The organism is Bradyrhizobium sp. 62 (assembly GCF_023073035.1).
Lineage (GTDB): Bacteria > Pseudomonadota > Alphaproteobacteria > Rhizobiales > Xanthobacteraceae > Bradyrhizobium.
The window spans coordinates 132269-146339 of the sequence record NZ_JADPIT010000002.1; the positions used below are offsets into that span (position 1 = coordinate 132269).

At 64.0% G+C, this 14071-nt stretch carries 13 protein-coding genes; 8 read left to right on the forward strand and 5 right to left on the reverse strand.

The window, feature by feature from the left end; all coding sequences use genetic code 11:
* Nucleotides 1–85: 85 nt before the first annotated feature.
* The 3 genes from IVB47_RS00685 to IVB47_RS00695 form a co-directional block, all read right to left on the reverse strand.
* Nucleotides 86–514 carry a VOC family protein gene (locus IVB47_RS00685; RefSeq protein WP_247362208.1) on the reverse strand — a complete coding sequence of 143 codons (429 nt, stop codon included), beginning with the start codon at nucleotides 512–514 and terminating at the stop codon, nucleotides 86–88.
* 109 nt (nucleotides 515–623) lie between these two features.
* Entirely contained in the window at nucleotides 624–914 is a 291-nt protein-coding gene (locus IVB47_RS00690; RefSeq protein WP_247459338.1) for a DUF5680 domain-containing protein, read from the reverse strand.
* A 194-nt stretch (nucleotides 915–1108) separates the two neighbouring features.
* Nucleotides 1109–2260 (reverse strand): zinc-binding dehydrogenase, encoded by a 1152-nt coding sequence (locus IVB47_RS00695; RefSeq protein ID WP_247459340.1) that lies wholly within the window; start codon nucleotides 2258–2260, stop codon nucleotides 1109–1111.
* A 284-nt stretch (nucleotides 2261–2544) separates the two neighbouring features.
* Here IVB47_RS00695 and IVB47_RS00700 point away from each other — a divergent pair, with 284 nt between their 5' ends.
* The 4 genes from IVB47_RS00700 (at nucleotide 2545) to IVB47_RS00715 (ending at nucleotide 6625) form a co-directional block, all read left to right on the forward strand.
* Nucleotides 2545–3768 carry an MFS transporter gene (locus IVB47_RS00700; RefSeq protein ID WP_346730778.1) on the forward strand — a complete coding sequence of 408 codons (1224 nt, stop codon included), beginning with the start codon at nucleotides 2545–2547 and terminating at the stop codon, nucleotides 3766–3768.
* 52 nt (nucleotides 3769–3820) lie between these two features.
* The gene (locus IVB47_RS00705; protein ID WP_247459343.1) at nucleotides 3821–4987 is read left to right on the forward strand and encodes an MFS transporter; all 1167 of its coding nucleotides are present in this window, start codon (nucleotides 3821–3823) and stop codon (nucleotides 4985–4987) included.
* 68 nt (nucleotides 4988–5055) lie between these two features.
* Nucleotides 5056–5667: a PilZ domain-containing protein gene (locus tag IVB47_RS00710; RefSeq protein WP_007602573.1), complete on the forward strand. Its 612-nt coding sequence runs from the start codon at nucleotides 5056–5058 to the stop codon at nucleotides 5665–5667.
* Between the two features lie 331 nt (nucleotides 5668–5998).
* Nucleotides 5999–6625 (forward strand): transglutaminase-like cysteine peptidase, encoded by a 627-nt coding sequence (locus IVB47_RS00715; protein WP_247459345.1) that lies wholly within the window; start codon nucleotides 5999–6001, stop codon nucleotides 6623–6625.
* A 123-nt stretch (nucleotides 6626–6748) separates the two neighbouring features.
* On the opposite strand, the gene IVB47_RS00720 is transcribed toward IVB47_RS00715, so the two are convergent.
* On the reverse strand, nucleotides 6749–8500 hold the full coding sequence (locus IVB47_RS00720) for a CYTH and CHAD domain-containing protein (RefSeq protein ID WP_247459347.1): 1752 nt from the start codon (nucleotides 8498–8500) through the stop codon (nucleotides 6749–6751).
* A gap of 330 nt (nucleotides 8501–8830) precedes the next feature.
* On the opposite strand from IVB47_RS00720, the gene IVB47_RS00725 reads away from it, so the two are divergent.
* Together IVB47_RS00725 and IVB47_RS00730 are read left to right on the forward strand one after the other, a co-directional pair.
* Complete coding sequence (locus tag IVB47_RS00725) at nucleotides 8831–9643, forward strand: helix-turn-helix domain-containing protein (RefSeq protein ID WP_247459350.1); 813 nt, start codon at nucleotides 8831–8833, stop codon at nucleotides 9641–9643.
* A 116-nt stretch (nucleotides 9644–9759) separates the two neighbouring features.
* Nucleotides 9760–10737 carry a tripartite tricarboxylate transporter substrate binding protein gene (locus IVB47_RS00730; protein WP_247459351.1) on the forward strand — a complete coding sequence of 326 codons (978 nt, stop codon included), beginning with the start codon at nucleotides 9760–9762 and terminating at the stop codon, nucleotides 10735–10737.
* A gap of 42 nt (nucleotides 10738–10779) precedes the next feature.
* On the opposite strand, the gene IVB47_RS00735 is transcribed toward IVB47_RS00730, so the two are convergent.
* A complete protein-coding gene (locus IVB47_RS00735; RefSeq protein ID WP_247287148.1) occupies nucleotides 10780–11487 on the reverse strand; it encodes a GntR family transcriptional regulator in 708 nt (235 codons plus the stop codon).
* A gap of 265 nt (nucleotides 11488–11752) precedes the next feature.
* Here IVB47_RS00735 and IVB47_RS00740 point away from each other — a divergent pair, with 265 nt between their 5' ends.
* Together IVB47_RS00740 and IVB47_RS00745 are read left to right on the forward strand one after the other, a co-directional pair.
* Nucleotides 11753–12739: an ABC transporter ATP-binding protein gene (locus tag IVB47_RS00740; RefSeq protein WP_247459353.1), complete on the forward strand. Its 987-nt coding sequence runs from the start codon at nucleotides 11753–11755 to the stop codon at nucleotides 12737–12739.
* 42 nt (nucleotides 12740–12781) lie between these two features.
* A complete protein-coding gene (locus tag IVB47_RS00745; protein WP_247400286.1) occupies nucleotides 12782–14071 on the forward strand; it encodes a PotD/PotF family extracellular solute-binding protein in 1290 nt (429 codons plus the stop codon).

The following is a 14071-nucleotide window of genomic DNA, read 5'->3' on the forward strand; positions in this document are numbered from 1 at the left end:
AACCCGGGCCTAAGTTTCACCCCGGCGTGAATAACTCGGGGATTTTCGATGGAACTTTTCGTGCACGGCCGCCCGCTCCTGCGGTTCAGATCTCCGCATAGACCTCCAAAAGATTGCCGTCGGGATCACGGAAGAACAGCGTCCGATGCCCGAACGACTGGTTCGTCGGCGGCGACAGCAGCGCCACGCCGTGGCGTGCAAGTTCGTCGGCACACGCATCGACTTCGGCCGCGCAGACCTTAAAAGCCAGTTGCAGCGAGGCACTGCCCGCCGGCGTCGGTGTGTCAGTCGCGGTCCGGCCCGGTGTAGCGAGAGCCAGCGTGTTGGGGCCCAACCCGTACTCGATCCAGTTCGCCGACAGCTCCCGCAGCAGCGGAAACGCCAGGACGTCTTCATAGAAGCGGCGCATCGCCGCCATGTCGCGCACGAAGACGACGGTGTAGTCGATCGCACGGATGGCGCGGAAGGGCGAGCGGGTGCGTTGGATCGGTTCGGTTGTCATCTCGTCCTTCATTCCAAACGCCGGCTCGTAGCCCGGATAGAGCGTAGCAGAATAGGAGGAGCCACAGGCGAGAATCCCGGATTACGCTGCGCTCCATCCGGGCTACAGGGCTCGCGAGACTTTATCGCAACAAACCGCCACTGTAACGGACCGCATAGAGCGGCACGCCATCCTGCCGCGCGATCGTCTCGACACCGTGGAAACGATCGAGCGCGCCCTCGACCTCGTTCCGATAAATCATGCCTGCCTGCTCGAACAGATGCGGGCCCCGAAACGGATACTCGACGCTGACGTCCAGCAACGCCTGGCGCAGGAATTTGTAGACCGCGAGGAAGGTGTCTCGATCCGTGATCTCCGCGCAGACGCCACCGCTGTAGCTAATCGACCAAATGACGCGCTCATCCCGAGACACGGTCTCCTGCCGACAAAGAACCCTATTCCGAAATAGATATCGCGATAGGCATAGGGTGCCGCGCGATGCTCGAGCTGCTTTGAGCGTCTGAGCAGCGGAGCGGCCACGGTGGCGTCGTCGTCGAGGCCCGCATAGGTCCGCCGCTTGGCTTCGACCAGAAACGCCGCGAGCTCGTGCGGAATCGATACCATCGCCTACTCCACCAGTTCCGGCCACGGCACGATCGTCGATTTCACCGTCTTCATCGCCATCGCGTCCCTCACCGCCTGCGCGACGCCGTCTTCCGTGAACGGATAGATCGTCTGCATCTTCAGCCAGGGATATTTGTCACGGGTGCGGTAGAGCATGTCGACGCCGAGCGGCAGATCGTTGCCGGTAAAACCCCAGGAGCCCAACACATTGAGATCCTTGGTGCAGATGCGGTGCCACGAGGTCTCGATCGAGCCGGCGTCGGTGAACTGGCCCATCTCGACATAGGTGCCGCCGTCGCGCAGCATCTCGATGCCTTCGGGGCCGGCTGAGGGGTGGCCCGAGCAATCCATCACCAGATCGGCGCCGAAACCGCCGACGATCTCACGCACGCGCGCGATGCGGTCTTGCGGCGATGTCAGCTCGTCGATGTTCACCGTCGCCTCGGCGCCGAACTCGCGCGCGAGCTTGAGCCGGGGCTCCTCCGGTGCGCCGACACAGATCACGCGCCCTGCCCCCATCTCCTGGGCAGCAGCGACCGCGAGAATGCCGATCGGGCCCGAGCCCTGGATCACCACCGTGTCGCCCCAGGAAAAACCGCCGGCGCGGCTCGCGCGATTGAAGGCACGGATGCAGGAGGTCAGCGGCTCCGACAGCGCACCCAGACGCAGCGACATGTCGTCCGGCAATTTGTAGATCTTGGTGCCCGGCAGCATGTCGAGATCGACATAGACATATTCGGCCCAGCCGCCCCACATGTGAGGCGCCTTGTCGAACCCGAGATAGCGGCCGTAATAGACCGGCGTCAGGCACTTGTTGGCGGTCAGGGGATAATGGATGCAGTAATAACAGCGGCCGCAGGGCATCAGCGGCGGGATCATCACTTTTGATCCGACCTTGAGCGGCTTGCTCATGAAGTCCTCGGTGAATTCGTCGCCGCATTCGACGATGATTCCGCCGAGCTCATGGCCGAGCGTGAACGGCCATGGCAGCGGCCTCGGCCAATGTCCTTTCAGGATGTGCAGGTCCGTGCCGCAGACGCCGCACGCGCCGACCTTGATCAGGGCGGCCTTTTTGCCGACCTTCGGCCACGGCACGCTGCGGATGACGGGCTCGCTGCCCGGCCCTGCGTGGGTGCAGACGCGGATCTGGTCCATGGCTGTTTCCTCGCTGCCCGTTTTTATTATGGCTGATTGGTGTGGGCTGACGAGCAGCGTATGTGAGGTGCGCGGCCGTGCCAAGCCGTGGGGGCGTAGCCCGTATGGAGCGTAGCGGGATGCGGGGAGCCACAGGCGAGAATCCCGATTACGCTTCGCTCCATCCAGCTACGGGACCGCTGTTCTCACACACCCAGGTGTCTTGAGCGCTCGACGGCGAACGTGTAGGCACGGCGCGAAAAGTCCCACCCAGGTGCCCTCTTGAACCCCCTCCCCAAAATCCCGTGGTCGCGTCCGGCTCGTTCGCGGCGATGAAGTCGGTGCCCTACCGGCTCCAGTTCATCGCTTACGTGCTGGCGATGATGGCCGACAATATCGAGCATGTGATCAGCTATTGGGTGGTGTTCCAGAAATTCCATTCGCCGGCGCTAGCAGGCTTTGCGGTGCTCTCGCACTGGCTGCCGTTCCTGCTGTTCTCGGTCGCGGTTGGAGGGCTGGCCGACCGGGTCGATCCGCGCAGCATCATTCAATGCGGCATGCTGCTGTTCATTGTTGCCTCGGCTGGATGGGGTTTCTTCTTCATCACCGACGCCATCGAGATGTGGCACGCCATGCTGCTGCTGGTGATCCATGGCTGCGCCGGCGTGTTGTGGCAGACGCCCAACCAGCTGCTGCTCTATGATCTCGTCGGCCCCGCCGATCTTCCGAGCGCGGTGCGGCTGAACGCGATGGCGCGCTACCTCGGCATTCTGGTCGGGCCCGCCGTCGGCGGAATCATCATGCTCACGCTCGGCACCTCGCATGGCATCATCTTCAACACGCTGTTCTATCTGCCGATGCTGCTGTGGCTGTTCTGGGCGCCGGTGCGCGACAACAGCGTGGCCGTGCGGCGCTTCGCCGTGCGCGGCCTTGCCGACATCATGCTGACCATCCGCGCCATCGGCACGCAGCCGGTGCTGACGGCGATGACATGGCTTGCCGGCCTCACCTCCTTCATGATCGGCAATGCCTATCACGCCCAGATGCCGGGCTTTGCCGGCGATCTCGGCCATGGCGATCCCGGAATCTCCTACAGCGTGCTGCTCGCGGCCGATGCGGCTGGCGCGCTGCTCGCCGGCATCGCGCTGGAATCCTGGGGGCGGCTCAAGGGCACGCCGCGCACCGCGATCATGCTCGCCATGCTGTGGAGCGTGGCGCTGCTCGGCTTCGCCTCGGTGCGGATCTATCCGGTCGCGATCGTGCTGTTGTTCTTTACAGGCTTCTTCGAGCTGTCGTTCAACACCATGGCGCAGGCGCTGGTGCAGTTGAACGCGCCGTCCGACATTCGCGGCCGCGTCGTCGGCCTCTACAACATGGCGGGGCTCGGGATGCGAGCCTTCAGCGGCATCACGGTCGGACTGTTCGGCGCGGCGATCGGCATTCACTGGTCGCTCGGGCTCTCGGCCGCGGTGCTGCTGGCGCTGCTATGTCTCCTCTATGGGCGCGCGACGAGGAAGACGGCCGGTTGACTCCGGCGTCTCCCCACCGCACGCTCGATGTAGGGTTTGGGGAGATGAAGCGTTGCGCTATCGCTGGGGCATACTTGCGATCCTGTTCGTCGTTCGCCTCACCATCGCGTTCCAATTCCAGAGCGTGGCCGCGGTCGCGCCGCTGCTGCAGCAGAGCTTCGGCGTCGGACTCGCCGATATCGGCATCCTAATCGGACTCTATTTCACACCGGGCATCGTGCTGGCGCTGCCGGGCGGCGCGATCGGCCGCACCCTTGGCGACAAGCCCACCACGATCGTAGCGCTGCTGCTGATGATGGCGGGCAGTCTCGTCATGGCCACCACCGACGTCTGGGGCTGGCAGATGGCGGGCCGGCTCGCCTCGGGCGCCGGCGGCGTGCTGCTGACCGTGCAGCTCACCAAGATGGGCACCGACTGGTTTGCGGGGAAGGAGATCGCCACCGCGATGGCGATCTTCGTCAACTCCTGGCCGGCCGGCGTTGCAATCTCGCTGCTGGTACTGCCGGCGATCGGCACGGCTTACGGCGCGGGCGCCGTGTTTCTCGTGGCCGGCGCGCTGACCGCGATCGGCATTGTGCTGATCACGTTCTACCAATCGCCGCCGGGAGCAACCGCCAGCGCGACCGGCTCAGGGCGGCTTGATCCGCTCGCGCTTCTAGCGGTGATCGTCGCGGGCGCGATCTGGGGCCTCTATAATGTCGGCTTCGCCATGATCTTCTCGTTCGGCCCCTCGCTGCTCGCCGAGCGCGGCTGGAGCATTGCCGCGGCGGGATCGGCGATCAGCCTCGTGATGTGGCTATCGGTGATCTCGGTGCCGGCAGGCGGCTATCTCGCCGATCGCTTCAAGCGACCGTTCGTGCTGGCGATCGCGGCCAGCCTGGTGGTGGCCGGGCTGCTGGCCTGGCTGACCCGATCCGACGCCGTGATCACGATCCTCGTCCTGATCGGCCTGTTTGGGGGCCTTCCGGCCGGCCCGATCATGAGCCTCGCCGCCCGCGTGCTTGGCCTTGAAACCCGGGCGATCGGGATGGGCGTGTTCTACACTCTGTTCTATGCCGCGATGATGCTGGGACCGGCCATTGCCGGCCGGCTCGCCAAATCGGCCGGCACGGCCGCGGTCGCACTCGACCTCGGCGCGCTGACGGTGCTGGCCTGCCCGCCCCTGATGTGGCTTTTCGAACGCATTGTGTCTGTTCGTCATCGCCGCGCCCGATCCTAACGCGGCATTAACCCTGTGCACCTTAGGGTCGTCCCGGACTCCGCCAGGCGGGGGGTCGGGTTGTGAAAATGGCGTTGGCGCACAAAAAATTTCTTCCGGCCGCCGAGGAACGTCGGCGTTTCCAGCGGGTGAAGGTTCACCTGCTCGGCCGCTACATGCTGCCGGACCGCCGTGAATTCCCTTGCCAGGTGATCAACATGTCGCCGGGCGGGCTGGCACTGCTGGCCCCCGGCATCGGCAATGTCGGCGACCGCGTGGTCGCCTATCTCGACCATATCGGCCGCGTCGAGGGCAAGATCACCCGCATCATCGACAATGGCTTCGCAATGACGGTCGGTGCGACGCCGCGAAAGCGCGACAAGCTCGCGGCACAGCTGACCTGGCTCGCCAACCGCGACATCCTCAATTTGCCGGAAGACCGCCGCCACGATCGTATCGTGCCGCGCAATCCGATCGCGGTGCTGACGCTCGAGGACGGCACCAAGATGACCTGCCGCATCATCGACCTTTCGCTCTCGGGCGCCGCCATCGCCGCCGAGAACCGGCCGCCCCTGAAATCGACGGTTCTGCTCGGCCGGGTGCAGGGCCGCGTGGTCCGAAACCTCGAAGACGGCTTCGCGCTCGAGTTCATGCATTCGCAGCCAATTGAAACTCTCGAAGAGAGCGTTACCGCGCGGTAAAGCGCGAAGGCACCAAAACCCCTGCATTTCCAGTACTGAAGGCGGCCTCCGCGATGCGGACGCCGCCTTTTTCATGGGTCGTGACGGGCCTCGCGCGGGTTAACGCGGAGGCTGCGGGTGCGTGCAAACAACGGTTCCGCCAGCGTTTCCGCGTTAATCGATAAAATTTGAATCAATTGCAGTCATATCGAATTTTATTCAAGTTTGACTCAAGTATAGATCGAATTCGCCTCGTGTTTTACTTGTATTCGTCTCGACTTGACTTGACTGACTTAGCGGCAACTCAAAAGCTGCCTGCGCAATGTGGTCCCAACAAGAAACGGGGGCCGCAATGTTTGATTTCAGGGGACAGGGGAAGGGAATGGCGCTGGCCGCCATGCTCTTCGGAATAAGCGCGGCAGCGCAGGCCGGCGAAGGCCGTCTGCTCTACGCAAGCCTCGGCGACACCACGCGTGCGCCGATCGGCTGGGTCGAGTTCTGTGCGGATAATGCCGCCCAGTGCCAGGGCGCACCGACGCAACCGCGCGACATCGTGATGTCGCAGGCTGCATGGCGCGACCTCGTCAAGGTCAATCGCTGGGTCAACGAGACCGTCAAGCCTTTGACGGACCAGGAGCACTGGGGCGTGATCGAAAAATGGTCGCTGCCGTCGGACGGTTACGGCGACTGTGAAGACTACGTGCTGTTGAAGCGCAAGATGCTGATCGATGCCGGATGGCCCCGCGAGGCCCTGCTCATCACCGTCGTGCGCGACAAGAAGGGCGAAGGACACGCGGTGCTGACGGTGAAAACCGACAAGGGCGAGTTCGTTCTCGACAATCAGAACGAGAACGTCGTTGCCTGGACGGAGACCGGCTACCGCTTCGTCAAGCGCCAGTCGCAGAGCGATCCAAACGTCTGGGTCTCGCTCGGCGACACCAAGCCGGCGGTCTCCACCGCCAGCGCGAGAGATCAGTAGAGACAAACGAAAGAGATACGCGACCCGGTCACATCCCCACCCCTCCCCGTCCCAGACCGGTTCGCGCGCGCCCAGCCATCCCCCAATGGCTGGGCGCAACTTTTTTGGGGGAACGTCCTTTGCTCAGTCCTGCGGCGTCTGGCGCGACCAGGGCACGCGCGCTGCGGTGAAATCGCGCCATGTGCTTTGCAGGGCGGGCTGCACCCCGACCGACGCGCGCGCTTGCCAGCCGGCGATCGCCGCCGCGGCGATGGCGCAGTCGGGCTCGGCATCAAGCCCGTCGAGCAATGATGCCGTGACCGCCATATCGTTGAAGGCGCCAAGCTGCTCCTGCAGGCCGGCCAGCCTGCGCGAGAATTTTCGCGCTGATTTGCGATCTGCGAACAGCGGCAGCAGAAACTCGCTGAGATAGCGCAGCCGCTTGGTCGCGAGCCGCAGGCGGTGCAGACCTTCGGCGGGAAGCGACTTGAAGCGGCGGCCGCGCCTGAGCACCTTCGCATATTGCTCCGACAGAATGCGCTGCGCGAAGGTGACGGCGGGCTCGGCAAGCTGGCCGAGATCCTGCGCGGCGACGTCGTTGCGCCAGCCCCTCGTCTCGATCCAGCCGCCGAGGCCGAGCAGGAACACGGCGCAGCCGCGATCTTCGAGCGCATCATGCGCCTTGCGATAGGCGTCCGACTGACGCCCGGCCGCAGCCCGGCCCAGCGCATCGAAGCCCGCTACCGACGGACAGGCTGTTGCGATCGTCGGCAAGGTGTCGAGCCGGAACACATCCCAGTCGCGCGCGGCGGAGAGGTCTTGCGCCAGCCATCTGGCTTCCGACCGCAGCGCATCGAGATTGCTGAGCGCGCCGACCGACCGCATCAGACCCAGCGCAGATCGAAGCCGGCGCAGCGAGACGCGCAGCTGATGGACGCCTTCCGGATTACGGCCGTCCTCGGCCGCCGGCAGCGACTGAAGCAAATGGAGGAAGCAGGAGCGCAGGATTGTCGCGAACGCCTCGTCCAATGTCACCGACGGATCGAGACGAAGTTTTCGCGGACGCCGCGCCGAGGGCGGCTTGTCGGCGGCAAGATCGAAGCCACGCGCCGATTTGGTGCGGATCGACGGCATTACGTCGCCGTGCTCCGCGAGCCGCAGCGCGATCTCGTAGATCGCGCTCGCGCTGCCGCTCTTGAGCTCCAGCTCGATCTCGCTCACGGGCAGTGAACGATTGCCGGCCGTCAACTCGCCCCGGTCGAAGGCGATCTCGACCGTGCCCGACGGCAGGTCGATCATCCGCGCATGACGACGGACATCGGCGGTGACGACCGCTTCGAGCGGCTGCGCTTCCACTTGGCCACGAAGCTTCTCCGGAATGAAGGGCATCGCGAGAGCCAGATCGGGCGCAAGCGATGGTACCCCCGCCTCCCACTCGCCGCGGCGGAGCGGATCGTCCGCCGCATCGGTCTTCACGGTTTGGACGAAGCGCGCGCCGCTCTGACGAACGCGCAAGCTCAAGCCGTTGCGCCGCAACGTCCGCTCCGGCGTGTCGTAATAGACGGACTTGAGATGTTTGCGCGTGCCCTTGTTGCGCGCGTTCGCCGCGATGACGGGCGCAGCGTTGAAATGCGCCATGCGATCGGCATCGACGAGAAGCTTGAGCTCGATCTCACCGGCACCATGCGCGGCAGCGCTCGACCGGAGTGGTTCCGTTGCCGGTTCCACGTCTTGCGATGGCGTCTGATCGATCACAGGTTCAGCGACTACTTCGGCGGGTTCACGCTGCCTAAAGAAGCCGGTGATGACTTGCGTTCTCTTGTTGTCCTTCGCAACAGGATTCCCATCCCGGGCGCTCGGATGCTTGCGAACCGGCGTTGCATCTGACTTCAGCATTTACAGGTACATGACAGTTCGATGACAGAGCGTCATCCTATAGCCGGTGCGCCTCGTGAGGACTAGTCACGTGACGTCGCAGCGCCCGACCGTCCACACGCGTTGCGAGCGCACAACCCAGCTTGACCACAGGAACTAAATTGCCGCCGGGCGCAGCAAGCGATCGAATTGACTGCGAATTCCGCTCTACTCGAAACCGAAATGAACGCGTCAGCGGACTTGACTCATCATGGCCTTCCCGCAATCGGTGACGATGGCGTCGAGCGCGCTGCCCTGTCCCCCGGCCGTTGCTTCATCGGCTAGCGGCACGGGCAATCACAAGGAGCTGCCATGACGTCGTTCCGTCCGGTCATCGCGTTGTCCAGGGGCCTCGAAGTCCTGCGGGTGATCAATCAGGAACGGCAGTCGACCGTCGGCTCGCTGCACAAGGCAACGGGGCTCAACAAGGCGACCATCGTCCGCATGCTCGAGACGCTGGAGCACGAAGGCTATGTGGTGCGCCGTACTGGGCCAGCCAGCTACGCACCGACGGGACGCGCGCTGCTGCTCAGCGCAGGCTATGACGAGCCGACCTGGATTGGCGGCATCGCCGAACCCATCCTGAACAAATTCCGCAAGCAGATCCACTGGCCGTCAGACATCGCGGTGCTCGATCAGGAGTCTATGGTCATCGCCCACACGACGCGCGTGGATGGCTCGCTGCTGTTCAGCCGCCCGCCGGGTTTTCGCTTTCCCGTCCTCGGCACCTCGATGGGACGTGCCTATCTCGCCTTCTGCGAGCCCGCCGAGCAGGAGCGCATTGCCGCGCGACTTGCCCTCGGTCCCGAGCCCTGGAACGATCTGGCGCGCAATCCCGACAAGCTCACGAAGGCGCTGCGCACGATCCGCAAAGCCGGTTTCGCGGTGATGGACGACAGTTACAGCCGCAGTATCTTCGGCGGCGCAGTCTGGGCGCTTGGCGTTCCCGTCGCGCTTCAGAACCGGCTGTTCGGCAGCATGAACGTGATGATGCTCCGCGAAGCGGTCAGTCCGGAGGAAGGCATACGCCGCTTCGTACCTTCGATGAAGAAAGTCGCCTCCGCACTTGCGGAGGCGCTCGGCGCCAAGCTTGCCGCGCCGGGTTCTCATGCAGGTCGGCGTTGATCATTTCACACGGTGAAACGATATTTTGATTTCTTGACCCTCCTCTTTGCCCGTGTGACACCTCGTTGCGGTGGCTGCCGGCTGCCCAATGACACAGGGAAAAGGGGGAGGCCGAAGTGCGGACATCCGCGAGAATTTGGGCTGCCGCGATTGCATGCCTGACGATAGCCGCTTCTGAAACGGCTTGTGCCGAAGCGTGGCCGACCCGGGCAATCAAGATCGTCGTCTCCACGCCGGCAGGCGGCATTACCGATGCCTTCGCCCGCGCCTATGGCGACTATATCTCGCAGAAGCTTGGCCAGCCGGTCATTGTCGAAAACAAGACCGGAGCCAGCGGCGCGCTGGCGGCACAGTCGGTGAAGGATTCCCCGGCCGACGGTTACACGCTGATGTACACGATCTCGTCCACCCTGCTCGGTAACCGGCTGCTGCTGAAATCGCTGGCCTATGATCCGGACAAGGATTTCACGATCGTCGCGGTGACGCCTTCGGGGCATCTACCGCTGGTGGTCCATTCCGCCACCAATGCAAAGACGATCGAAGAGTTCGTCGCGTACGCACGTGGCAACAAGGTCACGGCCGGCTCGTACGGGATCGGCTCGTTCGCGCATATTGCGATCGCCGAGCTCAACCGCCAATTCGGTCTCGACATTTCCATCGTGCATTACCGCGGCGAAGCGCCGATGTGGCAGGATCTGGCCGCCGGGGTGATCCAGGCGGCGGTCGGCAGCTATCAGGCTGCGCTTCCGGTGCTCGATACCGGCATCGGCCGCCCGATTGCCGTGCCGACACCGGTGCGCATGAAGAAGCTGCCCGAGACCAAGACATTTGCCGAGCAAGGGGTCACCGGCAATGTCTTCCAGCTCATCAGCTTTACCGCGCTGGTGGCGCCCGCTGCGATGCCGGCAGACCGGATCGACATGCTCGCCAAGTTGATGGCCGAAGGCGGCAAGACCGAGCGCGTGCAGAAGCTGCTCGATGCCTTCGGAGTCGATTCGCCGGCCATGGACCGCGCGTCCTCGATTGCGCTCTACGAAAAAGAAGGGCCGGTCTGGCTTGAGTCGATCAAGACTCTCGGATTGGAGCCGCAATAGCCGTCGCCGTGCCCACCCGGGTGCGGACGCGCCTCGTTGAGCTCAGAGCCCGAGCACGTCCGCGAGCCGCAACTCGTCGGCGGCGGGATCCTTCAGGAACAGCTCGGCCTCGATCTCGTTCAGATGCGACAACATCTGCGCGCGCGCGGCCTCCCTGTCGCATTTGCGGATCGCGGCGACGATCCCGGCGTGATGATCGGTGCCGCAGGCCGGCGTGTCGTGCCGGCGGTAGAGCAGGATGATCAGCGAGGATCGCGCAATCAGCTCCTTGAGAAAACCGAGATAGATGCTGTGGCCACTCATCTCGGCGACGAGTCGATGGAAGTCACCGGAGAGGCGGACCGAAGCACGAGCATCGCCACGCAGCTCCGCCTCGCGTTCTTCGGCAAGATGCCGCTGGAGACGCCCGATCCAGGCCGGCGATACCGCGTCAACGGCGTGATCGACGATCGTCGGCTCGATCAGGCGGCGCGCCTCGAACACTTCGCGCGCGTCCGCAGGCGTCGGCCGCGCGACGAAGGCGCCGCGGTTCTTCTCGATGTTGACGATGCCCTCATGCGCGAGCTGTTGAAGCGCGGTGCGAACCAACGTTCGGCTTGCGCCGTAGATCTCGCCGATCTCGTCCTCGCCGAGTTTCGTGCCGGGCAGCAGGCGATGCTCGAGGATCGCCGCAGTCACGCCTTCCCGGATGCGGCTGACGCGATCGCTCGCATCTGGCGCGTCGGATTTCGGTCGGGACTTGGCGGCCATGGGGGTGAGGACTCGATCGTCGAAGATGGCGTCGAATCCTAATCGACCAGCTGTATCCAATCACAGGCGAAACTTTATACAATCTGCGCCTGTTTTGTGTGCACGCAACTGCGAAAGCGGCGAGCCGCCCACGCCCGTGGGATTCGATCTAACGATCTGACTCCGCTGCACTGTTTTGGAATTCGGCCGGCCGAGAACGATTCAAGGGCGATTGGCATGGACCTTGCGGAGAGAGGCGCAGCATCGCCCTCGCCCCGGACACGCCATGGCCACTCCTGCCGCCCTCGAACTGGTCGCCGTCAGCAAGCGCTACGACACGACGCTGGCGGTCGACACCGTCAATTTGAAGATCCCGGCCGGCACCTATTGCTGCCTGCTCGGCCCCTCCGGCTGCGGCAAAACCTCGACCTTGCGCATGATCGCCGGTCACGAGGCGGTCAGTGAAGGCGACATCATCCTGGGTCCGCAGAACGTCACCGATCTCGAACCCGCCAAGCGCGGCACGGCGATGATGTTCCAGTCCTACGCGCTGTTTCCGCACCTCACCGTGATCGACAACGTGGCGTTTGCCCTGAAAATGCGCGGCATCGATCGGGCGACGCGGCACAAGCGCGCCGGCGAGTTGCTCGAACTGGTCGCGATGACGCCCTACGCGGCCCGCCTCCCCGCACAGCTCTCCGGCGGCCAGCAGCAGCGCGTCGCGCTCGCCCGCGCGCTGATCACCGAGCCGCAGATCCTGTTGCTCGACGAGCCGCTCTCTGCGCTCGATCCGTTCCTGCGGGTGAAGATGCGGGGCGAACTGAAGCGGCTGCAGCGCGAGCTTGGCATCAGCTTCGTTCAGGTCACGCACGGCCAGGAAGAGGCGATGGCGCTCGCCGACCACATCGTGGTGATGAACCAGGGCAGGATCGAACAGCAGGGAAGCGCCCGCGACATCTTCCATCATCCCCGCACCGAATTCGTGGCGCGCTTCATCGGCGGCCACAACGTTCTCAGCGACGCAGGCAAACTCATCGCCGTGCGCGCCGATCAGCTCGGCATCGCGCCGTTCACTGACGGTGCCTTCGGCGCGCCGGCGCTGCTGACCCAGACCGAGTACCAGGGCTCTTACATCGCCGTCTCGCTCACGCTGGAAGACGGGACCGCCCTGTTCTCGCACCTTCCCGAGGCCGCCTTCGACGTCCACCAGTTCCGGCCGGGCGATCGCGTGGTGGCCATCTGGGATCCCGCCAAGGCGCAACGTCTGCAATAGCGCCGATCAATCACCGGAATGCGCAACAGAGGAGTGAGTGATATGACCGAAACGACCAGGAACAAGGGCCTTAGCCGCCGCACGCTACTGAAGAGCACCGCGGGGCTCGCCGGCCTTGCCGCCGGCTCCGGCGCGATCACCGGCTTCCCCTACGTGATGTCCGCCGAGCCGAAGGTGCTGCGCTATCTCGGCACCGCTGTGAACGAGGGCGACGAGATCTCCAAGCAGTGCCTGAAGGACACCGGCATCAAGATCGAATACATCACCGCGACCACCGACGACGTCACCAAGCGCGTGATGACCCAGCCGAATTCCTTCGACGTGCTGGACACCGAATATTTCGCGCTGAAGAAGATCGTGCCCTCGGGCAACATCCTTGCCCTCGACGCCAGGAAGATCAAGGAATTCGACAACATCACGCCCGTCTTCACCAAGGGCCAGACGCCCGGCGGCAAGAAGATCGGCGGCCAGGGTACCGCGCCTTGGAAGGTGCTCTATCTCGAAGGCAAAGACTCCAAGAAGTTCGCGACGTCCGCGACCGAATTCGTCACCTTGATCCCGACCGTCTACAACGCCGACACGCTCGGCATCCGTCCTGATATCATCAAGCGTCCGATCAGCTCGTGGGCCGAGCTGCTCAATCCCGAATTCAAGGGCAAGGCCTCGATCCTCAATATCCCCTCGATCGGCATCATGGATGCCGCGATGGTCGTGGAAGCCACCGGCAAGTACAAATATGCCGACAAGGGCAACATGACCAAGGAAGAGATCGATCTCACCATGAAGGTGATGACCGAGGCCAAGAAGGCCGGTCAGTTCCGCGCCTTCTGGAAAGACTTCAACGAGAGCGTCAACCTGATGGCCTCGGGCGAGACCGTCATCCAGTCGATGTGGTCGCCGGCGGTTACGAAGGTCCGCTCGATGGGGATTGCCTGCACCTTCCAGCCGCTCAAGGAAGGCTATCGCTCCTGGGCCTCGGGCTTCTGCGTTTCCAAGGGCGTCTCGGGTGCGAAGCTCGAATGGGCCTATGAGTTCGTCAACTGGTTCCTGTCCGGCTACGCCGGCGCCTATCTCAACCGCCAGGGCTACTACTCCGCCGTGCTCTCCACCGCGAAGGCTCATATGGAGCCCTACGAGTGGGCCTATTGGATGGAAGGCAAGGCGGCCGAGAAGGACATCAAGGCGCCCGACGGCTCGCTGCTCGAAAAGGCCGGCGCCGTGCGCGACGGCGGCTCCTACGAGGACCGCATGGGCGGCGTCGCCTGCTGGAACGCCGTGATGGACGAGAACGACTACATGGTCCGCAAGTGGAACGAGTTCATCGCGGCGTAA

Coding starts and splice junctions, on each gene's coding strand:
- IVB47_RS00685 (WP_247362208.1), bottom strand. CDS start 514: ATGAAGGACGAGATGACAACCGAACCGATCCAACGCACCCGCTCGCCC.
- IVB47_RS00735 (WP_247287148.1), bottom strand. CDS start 11,487: ATGGCCGCCAAGTCCCGACCGAAATCCGACGCGCCAGATGCGAGCGAT.
- IVB47_RS00745 (WP_247400286.1), top strand. CDS start 12,782: ATGACCGAAACGACCAGGAACAAGGGCCTTAGCCGCCGCACGCTACTG.
- IVB47_RS00725 (WP_247459350.1), top strand. CDS start 8,831: ATGACGTCGTTCCGTCCGGTCATCGCGTTGTCCAGGGGCCTCGAAGTC.
- IVB47_RS00710 (WP_007602573.1), top strand. CDS start 5,056: ATGGCGTTGGCGCACAAAAAATTTCTTCCGGCCGCCGAGGAACGTCGG.
- IVB47_RS00740 (WP_247459353.1), top strand. CDS start 11,753: ATGGCCACTCCTGCCGCCCTCGAACTGGTCGCCGTCAGCAAGCGCTAC.
- IVB47_RS00715 (WP_247459345.1), top strand. CDS start 5,999: ATGTTTGATTTCAGGGGACAGGGGAAGGGAATGGCGCTGGCCGCCATG.
- IVB47_RS00695 (WP_247459340.1), bottom strand. CDS start 2,260: ATGGACCAGATCCGCGTCTGCACCCACGCAGGGCCGGGCAGCGAGCCC.
- IVB47_RS00720 (WP_247459347.1), bottom strand. CDS start 8,500: ATGCTGAAGTCAGATGCAACGCCGGTTCGCAAGCATCCGAGCGCCCGG.